Genomic DNA, 15,836 nt, shown 5'->3' on the forward strand with positions numbered 1-15,836 from the left:
TTGTGAAGTGATTCACATCCGCCGTGTCGATGGAGGCGCATTATAGGGAGTTCTCAGCAGGCCGCAACCGCTAAATGACAGAAAAATGACTGACTGCTGTATTCCCCAGCAAAACCCCGCTTTATACCTTTTTACACACAGACTTATCCACAATGATACGAAAAAGTGAAAATGTGCGAGCGTTGCGCAAACGTTTTCGTTAAAATGCTCGCGCTTAATAAGGATGCCCCGTCAGGTGTGTTAGATGAGTTTTTCGCAGGAAAATTCATCTAACGCTCTCTGTAATCGTGAAATCCAGGGGATTTACCATGCAACAACGTCGTCCAGTCCGCCGCGCTCTGCTCAGTGTTTCTGATAAAGCCGGTATCGTCGAATTCGCTCAGGCACTTTCCGCACGCGGTGTGGAGCTGCTTTCTACAGGCGGTACCGCTCGCCTGTTAGCAGATAAAGGTCTGCCGGTAACCGAAGTGTCCGATTACACCGGTTTCCCGGAAATGATGGATGGACGCGTCAAAACCCTGCATCCGAAAGTGCACGGCGGTATTCTTGGCCGTCGCGGTCAGGACGACGCCATTATGGAACAGCATGACATCGCGCCAATCGACATGGTTGTCGTTAACCTCTACCCGTTTGCCCAGACCGTAGCCCGCGAAAACTGTTCTCTTGAAGATGCCGTAGAGAATATTGATATCGGCGGCCCAACCATGGTGCGCTCCGCGGCCAAGAACCATAAAGATGTGGCCATCGTCGTAAAGAGCAGCGATTACGAAACCATTATTAATGAGATGGATGCCAACGAAGGGTCACTGACTCTGGAAACGCGTTTCGACCTCGCCATCAAAGCCTTCGAGCACACCGCGGCGTACGACAGCATGATCGCCAACTACTTCGGTAGCCTGGTGCCTGCTTACCACAGTGAAAACAAAGATCCTTCTGGCCGTTTCCCGCGCACCCTGAATCTGAACTTCATTAAGAAGCAGGATATGCGTTACGGCGAGAACAGCCACCAGCAGGCAGCCTTCTATATAGAAGAAGAGGTAAAAGAAGCCTCAGTTGCGACCGCTCAGCAGGTTCAGGGCAAAGCGCTCTCCTATAACAACATTGCTGACACCGACGCCGCGCTGGAATGCGTGAAAGAGTTCAGCGAGCCGGCCTGCGTTATCGTCAAGCATGCGAACCCATGCGGTGTTGCGGTAAGCACCTCTATTCTGGACGCCTACGATCGCGCCTACAAAACCGACCCGACCTCCGCATTCGGCGGCATTATCGCCTTCAACCGCGAGCTGGATGCTGAAACCGCGCAGGCCATCATCTCCCGCCAGTTCGTTGAAGTGATCATCGCGCCATCGGCATCCGAAGAGGCGCTGAAAATCACCGCGGCGAAACAGAACGTACGCGTGCTGGTTTGCGGCCAGTGGGCAGAACGCGTGCCGGGCCTCGACTTCAAGCGTGTGAACGGCGGCCTGCTGGTTCAGGACCGCGATCTGGGTATGGTGACAGAAGCCGACCTGCGCGTGGTAACCAAACGTCAACCGACCGAACAGGAACTGCGTGACGCGCTGTTCTGCTGGAAGGTCGCGAAGTTCGTCAAATCCAACGCCATCGTCTACGCCAAAGAAAACATGACTATCGGGATAGGCGCAGGCCAGATGAGCCGCGTTTACTCCGCGAAAATCGCGGGCATTAAAGCAGGTGACGAAGGTCTGGAAGTAAAAGGCTCCGCCATGGCTTCTGACGCCTTCTTCCCGTTCCGTGACGGTATCGACGCGGCGGCTGCAGTGGGCATCACCTGTGTGATCCAGCCTGGCGGCTCAATTCGCGACGACGAAGTGATTGCCGCTGCCGACGAACATGGCATTGCAATGATCTTCACCGACATGCGCCACTTCCGCCATTAATTCCCGGAGCAGAAAATGAAAGTATTAGTTATTGGTAACGGCGGACGCGAGCACGCTCTGGCGTGGAAAGCGGCGCAGTCTCCGCTGGTGAAAACAGTCTTCGTAGCACCGGGCAACGCCGGAACCGCGCTGGAACCCGCGCTGCAAAACGTGGCTATTGGCGTAACCGATATTCCTGCGCTGCTGAGCTTTGCCCAGAGCGAGAAAATCGATCTGACCATCGTCGGCCCGGAAGCGCCGCTGGTGATTGGCGTGGTGGATGCCTTCCGCGCGGCGGGCCTGACAATCTTCGGGCCAACGGAAGGCGCCGCGCAGCTGGAAGGCTCCAAAGCCTTCACCAAAGATTTCCTCGCGCGTCACAACATCCCGACGGCGGAATATCAGAACTTCACCGAAGTGGAGCCAGCCCTGGCCTACCTGCGTGAAAAAGGCGCGCCGATTGTCATCAAGGCCGACGGTCTGGCTGCTGGTAAAGGTGTTATCGTCGCGATGACCCTCGAGGAAGCAGAAGCCGCGGTTCAGGATATGCTGGCGGGCAACGCCTTTGGCGATGCGGGCCACCGCATCGTGATCGAAGAGTTCCTCGACGGTGAAGAAGCGAGCTTTATCGTGATGGTCGACGGCGAGCACGTTCTGCCGATGGTCACTAGCCAGGATCACAAGCGTGTGGGTAATGGCGATACCGGCCCGAATACTGGCGGAATGGGCGCTTACTCCCCCGCTCCGGTAGTGACTGATGAAGTCCACCAGCGCACCATGGATCGCGTCATTTGGCCAACCGTGAAAGGGATGGCGGCGGAAGGCAACACCTACACCGGTTTCCTCTACGCGGGTCTGATGATCGACAAGCAGGGCAATCCTAAGGTCATCGAATTCAACTGCCGCTTTGGCGATCCGGAAACGCAGCCCATCATGCTGCGCATGAAATCCGATCTGGTGGAACTGTGTCTGGCAGCCTGCGAAGGCAAGCTCGACGAGAAAACCTCAGAGTGGGACGAGCGTGCGTCTCTGGGCGTGGTGATTGCTGCAGGTGGTTATCCGGGCAACTACAACACCGGGGATGAAATCCACGGCCTGCCGCTGGAAGAGATTGAAGGTGCGAAGGTGTTCCATGCGGGTACGAAGCTGGCTGACGACGATCGCGTCCTCACCAACGGCGGACGCGTGCTGTGTGCAACCGCGCTGGGTCATACCGTGGCAGAAGCGCAGAAACGCGCCTACGCGCTGATGGCGGATATTCACTGGAACGGCAGCTTTAGTCGTCAGGATATCGGTTATCGCGCGATTGCGCGTGAGTAGGGCGAGTAATTTCACACCCTCACCCTCTCCTTCAAGGGAGAGGGGATCGTTCGTAGGCCGGATAAGCGTTAGCGCCATCCGGCTTAATCCACAGAACTCAGAAACTCTTCTCTGTCGGCTGCCAGGTGCAGAAGTCTTCGTTCGCCACCAGCAGCAGCTGAGAGCCTTCCGGCGCTTCCAGCCACGCCACACTCACCTCCATTGATGAATGACGCTGACGACGTTGTATGTGTTCGGTTGCCCAGGATTCTAGCTCAGGCTTGACCGTCTGTCCTTCGCAGGTTGTGACCGTCCCATCGGCATGCCAGCGCCCCTGGCGCAGCACTACACGCCCCAGACGAAGCGCATCGCTGGTCTGGCGGATTTGTTCGGCACGATAATGGTAGAGAGCGATTTGATCGCTGGAAAGCTGCTGTTTTTGACCGCTGACTTCGCGCTGCATAAAGCTCAGCTCGCCATGGTCGTCAAAACGCACTTTCACGTGTTCGGGAGTCTTGCTGTAGACGTTCAGTTCAATCAGCGACAGGTCATCTCCCTGCCAGCGATATTCCGCAGTCGACGTATTGCCGTTATGCCACGGGCTGAAGGCAGAAAGCAGATGCACTTCGCCGCTGGAATCTTTGCGCCAGATCCTGACCGCACCCTGGTTGTCCGCGTAACCGCTGGCGGTAAACGGCGGCAGAGAGGTGTCGTGGCTGCAGGCTGACAGCAGCAGCATGCCTGCCAGCGCGAGCGTTCCACGCCAGAAAGACAAAAGGGGCGTTACCGCCCCTTCGCTAAAACTGTTCACTGCCACGCGTCTTACTTAACAGCGTCTTTCAGTGCTTTACCAGAAACAAATGCCGGCACGTTAGCTGCGGCGATTTTGATTTCTTTACCGGTCTGCGGGTTGCGGCCAGTACGCTCAGCGCGGTGGTTCACTTTGAAGGTACCGAAACCAACCAGTTGCACAGCATCGCCTTCTTTCAGAGACTCAGTAATAGCAGCCAGGGTAGATTCCAGAGCAGCTTTAGCCTGCACTTTAGACAGATCAGCCTTGTCCGCAATTACATCAATCAGTTGAGTCTTGTTCATAAGTTATCCTTTCAATGTGTTTATCGCTTGCTAAGCATCGAGTGCGACGAAAATGCCAAAAAAGCACTCTCCTGCATACACGCACCGATAGCCACTTTTTTTCGCCCCCCAAATGTAGACCAGACAAGGGGCGAAAGGGAAGAGTCGAGGAGCGACAAAACGGGCGTTATCTCAAGTTTTATTGTCTCATTGGTTAAAAATTATACCAATATTGCTCTCACCAGCCTCTCGTAAGTCCGCGCGCAGCCCTTTTATCAGCTCAATATCGCGTTCTTCACACTCTGCCAGCAGGCGGAAAATTTCCCACTGAATGTCCCATTCTTGCTCAACCGCCGGGTTTGCACGCAGCTCTTCGTCGGTCATCTCGCGGCCTTCCTGGGTCATTTCCAGCATCGCGACGGTCGTAATAGATGCCTTACTGACTTCAATTGCGTGCTCCAGCGTTTCACCGCTCAGACGGGAGTGGAGCAGTTCGCTTAACGCCACGCAGGCGTCAATCGCCGGGTAGACACCGTACATGTCAAAATCATCCGCAGCCGGAATCGCCTCTTCCAGCTTTTCCAGCTGGGAGTCGAAGTTCACCTTCGCGTCTTTCACCGTCAGCGTTTCCCAGATCAGATCCAGAATGCGGCGGTAGATATGGCCATCACCAAAGCCCGTCTCCTTACAGAACGCGGCATAGTTGGGATACATGCGCTCGCACAGGCAAGCCATAAACGTCACGTGCTGCCAGCTTTCAAGTTTCTCAAGGCGCAGGTGAATCGGGTTTTGTAGCATGATGATCTCTCGAATCGAAAATTAGGCGCAGTTTACCTGAATCATCACTGAATTTCCTGCCAACGAACAAAAGCCGGACGCGAAGAGGCCACGGCGTCTGCCCAGCGCGTCGGCTCCGGCAAGCGGTAGCCCTTCATGCAGCGCTGCACCCACGCCAGGGCGCTGTCCATGCTCACGCGGTGTCCGGTGGCGACGAAAAGCGGGTTACAGCGCGCCTTGCTGCGCCAGACCCACGCTAGCTGCTCGCCTTTATGGATAAGCGGCGCCAGCGCGCCCGGCTCGGCAGAAAGAGGTTCAAACGCGCCGCACAGGCGTTTCTTGGCGACGCCAATGGTCGGCACATCCACCAGCAGACCAAAATGGCTGGCAACGCCTAAACGGCGCGGGTGTGAGATACCGTGTCCATCGACAAACAGCAGGTCAGGTTTTTGCGAGAGTTGCTCCCACGCTGCCAGCAGCGCGGGATATTCGCGGAAGGAGAGAAAGCCCGGAATGTACGGCATGGTGGTCGCGATACGCGCTACCTTGTACTCCACCAGCTCAAGCGAAGGGTATTTCAGTACCACCATCGCCGCTCGCGTCACTTCCCCACCCTGCTCGAATCCGACGTCTGCTCCGCCAATGTACTGCGGAGGATCTTTATCCAGACGATCCTCGCGGATCACCGATGAGGCCAGTTCGATTTGTTGAGCGCGTAGCGACGCGAGATCCATAATCACTCCTTACTGGTGATACTGGGCAGAAAGCCGATGCACCGCCTCCACAAATACGCCTGCGTGTTCTGGCGGTACATCCTGATGAATGCCGTGGCCGAGGTTAAAGACGTGGCCTTCACCCTGGCCGAAACCAGACAGTATAGTCGACACTTCTTCTTCAATACGGGCTGGCGGCGCATAGAGCATGGACGGGTCCATATTGCCCTGCAGCGCCACTTTGTCGCCCACGCGGCGGCGCGCATCGGCGATATCGGTGGTCCAGTCGAGGCCCAGCGCATCGCAGCCGGTTGCCGCCATCGCTTCCAGCCACTGGCCGCCACCTTTGGTGAACAGCGTCACCGGCACGCGGCGGCCTTCGTTTTCACGCAGCAGGCCATCAACGACTTTGTGCATGTAGTACAGGGAGAACTGCTGATAATCGCGCCCTGTCAGTACGCCGCCCCAGGTATCGAAAATCATCACCGACTGCGCACCCGCCTTAATCTGCGCGTTCAGATAGAGGGTGACGCTCTTCGCCAGCTTGTCGAGCAGCGCATGCAGGGCCAGCGGCTCGGCGTACATCATCTTTTTAATCATGGTAAAGGCTTTGCTGCTGCCCCCTTCCACCATATAGGTCGCCAGCGTCCACGGGCTACCGGAGAAGCCAATCAGCGGCACTTCACCTTTCAGCTCGCGGCGAATGGTGCGCACGGCGTTCATCACGTAGCCCAGCTCGCCTTCCGGATCGGGGATCGGCAGCTTATCCACGTCGGCTTTGTTTTTGATCGGGGAGGTGAAACGCGGGCCTTCGCCGGTTTCGAAGTACAGGCCAAGGCCCATTGCATCCGGAATGGTCAGAATATCCGAGAAAAGGATCGCAGCATCCAGCGGGAAGCGGCGCAGCGGCTGGAGCGTCACTTCACAGGCCAGCTCGGCGTTTTTGCACAGCGACATAAAATCGCCCGCCTGCGCGCGCGTGGCTTTGTACTCCGGGAGATAGCGTCCCGCCTGGCGCATCATCCACACCGGGGTGACATCAACGGGCTGGCGCAGCAGCGCACGCAGATAACGATCGTTCTTCAGTTCGGTCATTTTTGCAGTTCCTTAAGCGTCATGGCCTCAGTGTAACACTACTCATACTCGGCCCGACACATCGCCACGGTATCTTCTATCAGGCGACGCGCCACGGTGCCCGGCGGAGGCAACAGCGGTAGATCGTCGTAGCGATACCAGTTCGCGTCCAGAAGCTCTTTCTGGTCGATAACGATCTCGCCGCTGTCGTATTCGGCCATAAATGCCGTCATCAGCGACTGCGGGAACGGCCACGGCTGGGAGGTGACGTAGCGCAGGTTCTTCACTTTGATCCCACTCTCCTCCATCACCTCGCGCGCCACCGCCTGCTCCAGCGTTTCGCCCACCTCGACGAAGCCGGCCAGCACGGTGTGAATGCCGTTGCGATGGCGGGTATGCTGCGCCAGCAGGATGGAATCCTCCCGGCGGATAGCGACGATAATGCACGGCGCGATCTGCGGATAGTAGCGTTCGCGACAATGGCTGCAGAGCATCGCCCACTCGGTTTTGCTCGGGCGCATGGTATGACCGCAGTAGCCGCAGTATTTATGCGAGCGGTAAAACTCGGCCAGCTGCACGCCCCGCCCCGCCAGCTGGAACAGCCCCACGTCCAGATCCAGCACCTGGCGCACCGATCCCATATCCTGGCGGCGGGGCTGTTGGATCAACCACACGGGCTCACCCTGCCACTCGCCGATCTGTAGCGCTGGCTGTCCAACGAGATCGAACGCTTCAGCTGCACCGTAGGGGATTTCCCCGGCAGGAAGCCATAATTTTTGTTCGTGACTGACGATCCACCAACCAAGATCTGATTTTTCAATAATACGATCCATATCTATTGCACTACCTTCGCTTCACTGACATGTTGTTAGCATTGTGGTTACATTCTGGATAAGCAGATTCAATCCTACATTTTGCGGAGTCGACCATGTTAAACCAGCTGCAAAGCCTGACTGAGCGCGTTAGAGGAAATAACAAACTGGTGGATCGCTGGCTACATGTACGCAAGCATCTACTCGTGGCTTATTACAATCTGGTCGGTATTAAGCCTGGCAAAGAATCGTTTATGCGACTGAACGAAAAAGCGCTGGATGATTTTTGTCAGGGCCTGGTCGACTATCTGTCCGACGGCCATTTCAATATTTATGAACGCATTATCCGCGAAATGGAAGGGACAACGCCGTATTTAGCGGCCAGCAAGCTCTATCCGCTTCTGGAAGCCAACACCCAGCAGATCATGGATTACTATGATTCCGCGCTCGAGAACGCTATCGACCACGATAACTATCTTGAGTTTCAGCAGGCGCTATCCGACCTCGGCGAAGCGCTGGAAGAGCGATTCACGCTGGAAGATAAGCTGATCGCCCTCGTGCTGGATAATGATTTGAACATCAGTAACGAAGAGAACGTCGCGCGCCCTGCTTGAGTTCTTCATCGTTAACGAGTAATTTACAACCATTCGCCCCTCTCACGAGGGGGATTTTTCTTGTCGGAGTGCCCAGCGCCTGAAAGCGCGGGCTGAGACCGTTAATTCGGGATCCGCGGAACCTGATCAGGCTAATACCTGCGAAGGGAACAAGAGTCACACTGCTGTTGTATCGCCTGAGGGCGATCCTCTCTTGCTTCATCCGTCGTCTGACAAGCCATGTCCTTCACTTTTGGAATGAGCTATGTCTACTGCAAAACTGACCCGCCGCGAACAGCGCGCACAGGCCCAACACTTCATCGACACGCTGGAAGGCAGCGCTTTCCCGAACTCGAAACGCATCTACATTTCCGGCTCGCAGGCCGATATCCGCGTCCCAATGCGCGAAATTCAGCTCAGCCCGACGCTTATCGGCGGCAGCAAAGATAACCCGCAGTACGAAGACAACGAAGCCGTGCCGGTGTATGACACCTCCGGCCCCTACGGGGATCCCTCTGTTACTATCAACGTCCAGCATGGTCTGGCAAAGCTGCGCCAGCCGTGGATTGACGCGCGTAACGACTGCGAAGAGCTGAGCGTCCTGAGTTCTGCATACACTAAAGAGCGCCTGGCCGACGACGGTCTGGACGAGCTGCGCTTTACCGGCCTGCTGACGCCAAAACGCGCTAAGGCGGGCAAATGCGTGACCCAGCTGCACTACGCGCGCCAGGGCATCGTCACGCCGGAGATGGAGTTCATCGCCATCCGCGAAAACATGGGTCGCGAGCGCATCCGTAGCGAAGTGCTGCGCTATCAGCATCCGGGTGAAGGCTTTGGCGCTCGCCTGCCGGAAAACATCACGCCGGAGTTTGTGCGTGACGAAGTGGCCGCAGGCCGCGCGATTATCCCCGCCAACATCAACCACCCGGAATCCGAGCCGATGATTATCGGCCGCAACTTCCTGGTGAAGGTCAACGCGAACATCGGTAACTCGGCCGTCACCTCCTCCATCGAAGAAGAGGTGGAAAAGCTGGTCTGGTCCACGCGCTGGGGTGCGGACACGGTAATGGACCTCTCCACTGGACGCTATATTCACGAAACGCGCGAATGGATCCTGCGTAACAGCCCGGTACCGATTGGCACCGTCCCGATTTATCAGGCGCTGGAAAAGGTCAACGGTATTGCCGAAGACCTCACCTGGGAAGCGTTCCGCGACACGCTGCTGGAGCAGGCCGAGCAGGGCGTGGACTACTTCACCATTCACGCGGGCGTGCTGCTGCGCTACGTGCCGATGACCGCGAAGCGTCTGACCGGCATCGTCTCGCGCGGCGGTTCCATCATGGCGAAGTGGTGCCTGTCACATCATCAGGAAAACTTCCTCTACGAGCACTTCCGCGAAATTTGCGAAATCTGCGCCGCGTACGATGTCTCTCTGTCGCTGGGCGACGGCCTGCGTCCGGGCTCTATTCGCGACGCGAACGACGAAGCGCAGTTTGCCGAGCTGCACACGCTGGGCGAGCTGACTAAGATCGCCTGGGAGTATGACGTGCAGGTGATGATTGAAGGTCCGGGCCACGTGCCGATGCAGATGATCCGCCGCAACATGACCGAGGAGCTGGAGCACTGCCACGAAGCACCGTTCTACACCCTGGGGCCGTTGACTACCGATATTGCGCCGGGCTATGACCACTTCACGTCGGGCATTGGGGCGGCGATGATCGGCTGGTTCGGCTGCGCCATGCTCTGCTACGTGACGCCGAAAGAGCACCTCGGCCTGCCAAACAAAGAGGACGTGAAGCAGGGGCTGATCACCTACAAAATTGCCGCCCACGCGGCTGATCTGGCCAAAGGCCACCCGGGCGCGCAAATCCGCGATAACGCCATGTCGAAGGCGCGCTTTGAATTCCGCTGGGAAGACCAGTTCAACCTGGCGCTGGACCCGTTCACCGCCCGCGCCTATCACGACGAGACCCTGCCGCAGGAGTCAGGCAAAGTCGCGCACTTCTGCTCTATGTGCGGGCCAAAATTCTGCTCGATGAAAATCAGCCAGGAGGTGCGCGACTACGCCGCCGCGCAAACCATTGAAGTGGGTATGGCGGACATGTCCGAAACCTTCCGCGCCAAAGGCGGCGAAATCTACCTCAAAAAAGAGGAGGCGTAATGTATAAGCCCGATTTCCCGCCCGTCCCCTACCGTTTAGGGCTCTATCCGGTGGTGGACAGCGTGGAGTGGATAGAGCGCCTGCTGGAGACAGGCGTTCGAACGATCCAGCTGCGCATCAAGGATAAGCGCGATGACGAGGTGGAAGCCGATGTGGTTGCCGCCATTGCGCTGGGGCGTCGGTATAACGCCCGCCTGTTTATCAACGATTACTGGCGGCTGGCCGTTAAGCACCAGGCGTACGGCGTGCATCTGGGTCAGGAGGATCTGGAAACAACGGATCTGAGCGCTATCCGCGAAGCCGGGCTGCGTCTTGGCGTGTCAACGCACGATGACATGGAGATCGACGTGGCGCTGGCGGCCCGTCCCTCTTACATCGCGCTGGGTCACGTCTTCCCGACGCAAACCAAGCAGATGCCCTCCGCACCGCAGGGGCTGACGCAGCTGGCGAGTCACGTTAAACGCCTTGCCGATTACCCCACCGTCGCCATCGGTGGAATCAGTCTTGAACGCGCCCCGGCGGTGCTGGAGACCGGCGTCGGCAGTATCGCCGTCGTCAGCGCCATCACCCAGGCCGCAGACTGGCGTCTAGCCACCGAACAGCTGTTACAGCTGGCAGGAGCGGGTGATGAACGATCGTGATTTTATGCGCTACAGCCGTCAGATCCTGCTGGAAGATATCGCCATCGACGGGCAGCAAAAGCTGCTCGCCAGCCGGGTGCTAATTGTCGGTCTGGGCGGATTAGGCGCGCCCGCCGCGCTTTATCTGGCAGGCGCAGGTATCGGTACGCTGGTGCTGGCCGACGACGACGAGGTTCACCTCAGCAACCTGCAGCGACAAATCCTCTTTACCACCGAGGATATCAACCAGCCGAAAGCGCAAATTACCCGGCAGCGCCTGAACCAGCTCAACCCGGATATTGAGCTGATTGCCCTGCAGGACCGGCTCAGCGGTGACAATCTGCGCCGTGAGGTCGCCCTGGCCGACGCGGTGCTGGACTGCACGGACAACATGGCGACGCGCCAGGCGATCAACGCCGCCTGCGTGGCAAATAATACGCCGCTTATCACCGCCAGCGCGGTGGGGTTCGGCGGGCAGATGATGGTCCTGACCCCGCCGTGGTCACAGGGCTGCTATCGCTGCCTGTGGCCGGATGATGCCGAGCCAGCGCGCAACTGCCGTACGGCGGGCATTCTTGGTCCGGTGGTCGGCGTGATGGGCACCATGCAGGCGCTGGAGGCCATCAAGCTGCTCAGCGGCATGGAGACGGAACGCAATACGCTACGGCTATTTGATGCCCGCTCCAGCGGCTGGCGCCAGCTGGCGTTACGCCGCGCCAGCCGCTGCCCGGTATGTGGAGGCCGCGATGCGCATTCTGTTTAACGATGAGCCGATGAGATGCGACGACGGGCTTACCGTTGCCGCACTGCTCGACAAGCTGCGTCAGCTCAAGCCGGGAACGGCGCTGGCGCTCAATCAACAGATCCTGCCGCGCGAGCAGTGGGAAAACCAGCAGGTCAATGAAGGCGACCAGATCCTGCTGTTTCAGGTTATCGCAGGGGGCTGAGATGTTACGTATTGCCGATAAGGTTTTTGATTCGCATCTGTTTACCGGTACCGGAAAATTCGCCTCGCCGCAGCTGATGGTGGATGCCATTCGCGAAAGCGGCAGCCAGCTGGTGACGCTGGCGCTCAAGCGCGTGGATCTGCGTCATCACAGCGACGCCATTCTGGCGCCTTTACTGGAGGCTGGCGTCACGCTGCTGCCCAACACCTCCGGTGCCAAAACAGCCGAAGAGGCGATTTTTGCCGCGCAGCTGGCCCGCGAGGCGCTCGGCACCCGCTGGCTGAAGCTGGAAATTCATCCTGACGCCCGCTGGCTGCTGCCCGACCCCATCGAAACGCTGAAAGCGGCTGAAAAGCTGGTGCAGCAAGGGTTTACCGTCCTGCCTTACTGCGGCGCCGACCCTGTCCTGTGCAAACGGCTGGAAGAGGTCGGCTGCGCCGCCGTCATGCCGCTGGGCGCCCCCATTGGCTCCAACCAGGGGCTGGAAACCCGCGCGATGCTGGAAATCATTATTGAGCAGGCTACCGTACCGGTGGTGGTTGATGCGGGCATTGGCGTGCCCAGCCATGCCGCGCAGGCGCTGGAGATGGGCGCCGACGCGGTACTGGTCAATACGGCCATCGCGGTTGCCGACGATCCGGTCATGATGGCGCGTGCGTTCCGCATGGCCGTAGAGGCTGGCCTGCTGGCAAGGGAGTCCGGTCCCGGCTCGCGCAGTTTCCAGGCGCAGGCCACCAGCCCGCTGACCGGTTTTCTGGAGGCGATCTCATGAGCACGTTTACCGAGCGCTGGCGCCAGCTTAACTGGGACGACATTGCCCTTCGCATCAACAGCAAAACGGCGGCTGACGTGGAGCGCGCGCTGAATGCCCGCCATCTGACCCGCGAGGATCTGATGGCTCTGCTCTCCCCGGCGGCCAGCGCGTACCTCGAACCGATGGCCCAGCGAGCACAGCGGCTCACCCGCCAGCGTTTTGGCAACACGGTGAGCTTCTACGTGCCGCTCTATCTCTCAAACCTGTGCGCCAATGACTGCACCTACTGCGGTTTTTCCATGAGCAACCGCATCAAGCGTAAAACGCTCGATGAAGATGAGATTGCCCGTGAGTGCGCGGCCATTCGTGAAATGGGTTTTGAACATCTTCTGCTGGTCACGGGCGAACATCAGGGCAAGGTGGGAATGGACTATTTCCGTCAGCACCTTCCCGCCATTCGTCGTCAGTTTGCGTCGCTGCAGATGGAAGTGCAGCCTCTCGCGCAGGAGGAGTATGCGGAGCTCAAAACCCTCGGGCTGGACGGGGTCATGGTCTATCAGGAAACCTACCACGAGGCGACGTACGCCCGGCACCACCTGAAGGGCAAGAAACAGGATTTCTTTTTCCGGCTGGAAACGCCGGACAGGCTGGGTCGTGCGGGGATCGACAAAATCGGTCTGGGTGCGCTGATCGGGCTCTCTGACAGCTGGCGGGTGGATTGTTACATGGTGGCGGAACATTTGCTGTGGCTTCAGCAGCACTACTGGCAGAGCCGTTACTCCATCTCCTTCCCGCGCCTGAGACCTTGCGCGGGCGGGATTGAACCGGCTTCGCTGATGGATGAACGCCAGCTGGTGCAGACCATCTGTGCGTTTCGCCTGCTCGCCCCGGAAGTTGAATTATCGCTCTCAACGCGTGAATCCCCGGCGTTTCGCGATCGCGTTATCCCGCTTGCGATTAACAACGTCAGCGCGTTTTCCAAAACGCAGCCTGGCGGCTACGCCGACGATCGTCCGGAGCTGGAGCAGTTTGTGCCGCATGACGGGCGACGTCCGGAAGCGGTCGCCGTAGCCCTGACGGCCCAGGGTCTTCAGCCTGTCTGGAAAGACTGGGACAGCTGGCTGGGAAGAGTCTCGCAATGACGCTGAAACGTACTGCAACGCCATAAAAAATTGTCGAGGCGCTACGAAAAGGCAAAACCGGGTGGTTGTCAGCGATCGTCCGGTTTTTTATTGTCACACGGTCAGCAACGGATGCTGACCAGGGCGAAAAGCTTCTTCCTCGTTTCGCCCTGCCTCTGGTTCATTGCACAAACGGCTCCTGACAAGTTGAATAAGTGTTTTCTTAATGGTTCTTAAGATAAATCATCCCACCAGAAATCGTGTGCCGTATAATTCACCGCTAACCGCAGGACAGCGACTATGCTGAGAGGATATCGGCAGACGAACAGTATTCACCATCAGGAACGATGTACAGCTCATGGCACTTCACAGCAAAAAGCTCTCTTTTACCCGGCCAATCATGCTCAGCTTTGCGGGGATCCTCTGCAGTTTTGCGGTGATCGCGATCGCGGTAACGCTTTCGCAACGAAAGGATTTTCTTGAGGATTATCATAAGATCAACAGCAATTTCACGCACAACCTGGCGGTGAACTACACCGAATCTATCCTGCGTGAAAACGACTATATCCTGGGCCGTTCCGCGATGTACTTTGCCCGCGACGACAGGCTCAACGAGACGCTCAACGTCAACCCGACGCAGGGGCTGCAGATGATGATGCATTTGCAGAACCTGATGCCGACCGTCTCCTCCATCTCGCTGGCGGACACGCAGGGGCATTATCTTCGCGCACCAGAGGTGCTCCCCACGGAGACGAGTAAAACCTTCGATCCCCGGACACGCCCGTGGTTCGTCGCTCAGGCGGAAGCCAGTATCTTCAGTCACTATACCCGTCCCTATATGGACTACTTCACTGGCCATCCGACTGTGACACTCTATAAACCTTTGATTTCGCCTGAAGGGAGACTGAAGGGAACGCTCGCTTTCCATCTCGATTTGACGTCTATGGGCTTCACCCTGCGCCAGATGGTGGCGCCCGTTCAGGGGGAATTCTTCGTCGTCGAACGCGACGGCGCCGTTGTGCTGCATCCGGATACCGGCGCGCTGTTCAAACAGTACGTGAGCGAAGCGCTGATGGACAAAATGACCAGCGGCGAAGGTCATCTTTACGACAAGAAAAGCAACGCCTGGTATTACTACTACTCGTTTACCAACCCGGACTGGTTTGTCATCTACCGGGTATCCGGTGCGACGCTCACCGATATCACCCGCCACGAAACGACGATCGTTGGCTGGGGGTTTGCGCTGGCCGCCATCATCATCATCCTCTTCGGCTTATACCTCCGCCACGCCTCGCGTTCAGTGCTGATGCACATTATCAATGCCATCAAAACTGGCGATGTTAGCGAGGCGCCGCGCCTGGAAGCGATGCTGAGCCACACGATTCAGTCCAACAAAGAGCGTGAAATGGCGTATGTTCGCCAGGCCACTCACGATGCGCTGACGGGCTGTAAAAACCGCCGCGCGTTCGACAGCGATGTCGCGGAGCTGCTGAATGCCCAGCAGCCTTTCGCGATGGCGCTGGTAGACATCGATAACTTCAAGTCGATTAACGACACGCTGGGCCACCTGACCGGTGATATTGTTCTGCGCAACGTGGCCCGCGAAGGGATCCAGATCATGCAGCCACATCACGTCTCGCTTTACCGGTACGGTGGAGAAGAGTTTGCGGTAATTTTCCAGGCTGAGCAGATGACGTCTGCGCTCTCATTGCTGGAAGCCTGGCGTACCGCAGTTGAAAAACGCGTCTGGCGAGAAGAAAACCTGCGGGTTACGTTCAGCGGCGGTCTTGGGGAGTGGCATTTTGAACCGCTGGAGCAATTTGTCGGAAGCGTTGATAACGCCCTCTATAGCGCCAAACAGCAGGGCAAAAACCGCATTAACCGAACGTCCATCAGCTAATCCTCCCTCTTTCACCCTGCCCGATTCCACGGGCCGGGTACCCGACAATGCAAAATTGTAACCGGTTTCAGAAAATCACCGGTTTCTTTGTGATGCCTGACACACAATCATGGT

At 57.8% G+C, this 15,836-nt stretch carries 16 protein-coding genes and 1 riboswitch; of the genes, 10 read left to right on the plus strand and 6 right to left on the minus strand.

Annotated elements, in window-relative coordinates; genetic code table 11:
- Nucleotides 1-308 precede the first annotated feature (308 nt).
- Nucleotides 309-1,898 carry a bifunctional phosphoribosylaminoimidazolecarboxamide formyltransferase/IMP cyclohydrolase gene (gene purH, locus ACMWLG_RS23280; protein ID WP_045404831.1) on the plus strand — a complete coding sequence of 530 codons (1,590 nt, stop codon included), beginning with the start codon at nt 309-311 and terminating at the stop codon, nt 1,896-1,898.
- A gap of 15 nt (nt 1,899-1,913) precedes the next feature.
- Nucleotides 1,914-3,197 (plus strand): phosphoribosylamine--glycine ligase, encoded by a 1,284-nt coding sequence (purD, locus tag ACMWLG_RS23285; protein WP_414763041.1) that lies wholly within the window; start codon nt 1,914-1,916, stop codon nt 3,195-3,197.
- A 97-nt stretch (nt 3,198-3,294) separates the two neighbouring features.
- On the opposite strand, the gene ACMWLG_RS23290 is transcribed toward purD, so the two are convergent.
- The 6 genes from ACMWLG_RS23290 to nudC form a co-directional block, all read right to left on the minus strand.
- Nucleotides 3,295-3,987, minus strand: coding sequence for a DUF1481 domain-containing protein (locus ACMWLG_RS23290; RefSeq protein ID WP_045404836.1), 693 nt, complete (start codon nt 3,985-3,987; stop codon nt 3,295-3,297).
- 11 nt (nt 3,988-3,998) lie between these two features.
- Nucleotides 3,999-4,271: a nucleoid-associated protein HU-alpha gene (hupA, locus tag ACMWLG_RS23295; protein ID WP_002445246.1), complete on the minus strand. Its 273-nt coding sequence runs from the start codon at nt 4,269-4,271 to the stop codon at nt 3,999-4,001.
- Between the two features lie 186 nt (nt 4,272-4,457).
- Nucleotides 4,458-5,048, minus strand: a complete 591-nt coding sequence (locus ACMWLG_RS23300) for a YjaG family protein (protein WP_045404838.1) — start codon at nt 5,046-5,048, stop codon at nt 4,458-4,460.
- A gap of 44 nt (nt 5,049-5,092) precedes the next feature.
- Nucleotides 5,093-5,761 (minus strand): deoxyribonuclease V, encoded by a 669-nt coding sequence (gene nfi, locus ACMWLG_RS23305; protein WP_045404841.1) that lies wholly within the window; start codon nt 5,759-5,761, stop codon nt 5,093-5,095.
- Nucleotides 5,762-5,770: 9 nt separating this feature from the next.
- Nucleotides 5,771-6,835, minus strand: coding sequence for a uroporphyrinogen decarboxylase (hemE, locus tag ACMWLG_RS23310; protein WP_045404842.1), 1,065 nt, complete (start codon nt 6,833-6,835; stop codon nt 5,771-5,773).
- Nucleotides 6,836-6,873: 38 nt separating this feature from the next.
- Complete coding sequence (gene nudC / locus ACMWLG_RS23315; RefSeq protein WP_045357738.1) at nt 6,874-7,647, minus strand: NAD(+) diphosphatase; 774 nt, start codon at nt 7,645-7,647, stop codon at nt 6,874-6,876.
- Between the two features lie 95 nt (nt 7,648-7,742).
- On the opposite strand from nudC, the gene ACMWLG_RS23320 reads away from it, so the two are divergent.
- From ACMWLG_RS23320 to ACMWLG_RS23355, 8 genes are all read left to right on the plus strand, one after another.
- On the plus strand, nt 7,743-8,240 hold the full coding sequence (locus ACMWLG_RS23320; RefSeq protein WP_023309976.1) for an Rsd/AlgQ family anti-sigma factor: 498 nt from the start codon (nt 7,743-7,745) through the stop codon (nt 8,238-8,240).
- Nucleotides 8,241-8,294: 54 nt separating this feature from the next.
- Nucleotides 8,295-8,406, plus strand: a riboswitch (TPP riboswitch).
- A 78-nt stretch (nt 8,407-8,484) separates the two neighbouring features.
- The gene (gene thiC, locus ACMWLG_RS23325) at nt 8,485-10,380 is read left to right on the plus strand and encodes a phosphomethylpyrimidine synthase ThiC (protein WP_045404844.1); all 1,896 of its coding nucleotides are present in this window, start codon (nt 8,485-8,487) and stop codon (nt 10,378-10,380) included.
- Complete coding sequence (thiE, locus tag ACMWLG_RS23330; RefSeq protein ID WP_045404846.1) at nt 10,380-11,021, plus strand: thiamine phosphate synthase; 642 nt, start codon at nt 10,380-10,382, stop codon at nt 11,019-11,021. The genes thiC and thiE overlap by 1 nt, the downstream gene beginning before the upstream one ends.
- Entirely contained in the window at nt 11,008-11,763 is a 756-nt protein-coding gene (locus tag ACMWLG_RS23335) for a HesA/MoeB/ThiF family protein (RefSeq protein ID WP_045404848.1), read from the plus strand. The genes thiE and ACMWLG_RS23335 overlap by 14 nt, the downstream gene beginning before the upstream one ends.
- Nucleotides 11,747-11,947: a sulfur carrier protein ThiS gene (gene thiS / locus ACMWLG_RS23340; protein WP_045404851.1), complete on the plus strand. Its 201-nt coding sequence runs from the start codon at nt 11,747-11,749 to the stop codon at nt 11,945-11,947. Before ACMWLG_RS23335 ends, thiS begins: the two co-directional genes overlap by 17 nt.
- Nucleotide 11,948: 1 nt before the next feature.
- Nucleotides 11,949-12,719 carry a thiazole synthase gene (gene thiG / locus ACMWLG_RS23345; protein WP_023334103.1) on the plus strand — a complete coding sequence of 257 codons (771 nt, stop codon included), beginning with the start codon at nt 11,949-11,951 and terminating at the stop codon, nt 12,717-12,719.
- Nucleotides 12,716-13,843 (plus strand): 2-iminoacetate synthase ThiH, encoded by a 1,128-nt coding sequence (thiH, locus tag ACMWLG_RS23350; protein ID WP_045404853.1) that lies wholly within the window; start codon nt 12,716-12,718, stop codon nt 13,841-13,843. The genes thiG and thiH overlap by 4 nt, the downstream gene beginning before the upstream one ends.
- A gap of 337 nt (nt 13,844-14,180) precedes the next feature.
- The gene (locus ACMWLG_RS23355) at nt 14,181-15,722 is read left to right on the plus strand and encodes a sensor domain-containing diguanylate cyclase (RefSeq protein ID WP_045357730.1); all 1,542 of its coding nucleotides are present in this window, start codon (nt 14,181-14,183) and stop codon (nt 15,720-15,722) included.
- The last annotated feature ends 114 nt before the right edge of the window (nt 15,723-15,836 follow it).

Origin of the sequence: Enterobacter sp. 01-M-02-SI-ECC (assembly GCF_047530595.1) — a bacterium.
Taxonomy (GTDB): Bacteria; Pseudomonadota; Gammaproteobacteria; order Enterobacterales; family Enterobacteriaceae; genus Enterobacter; species Enterobacter cloacae_M.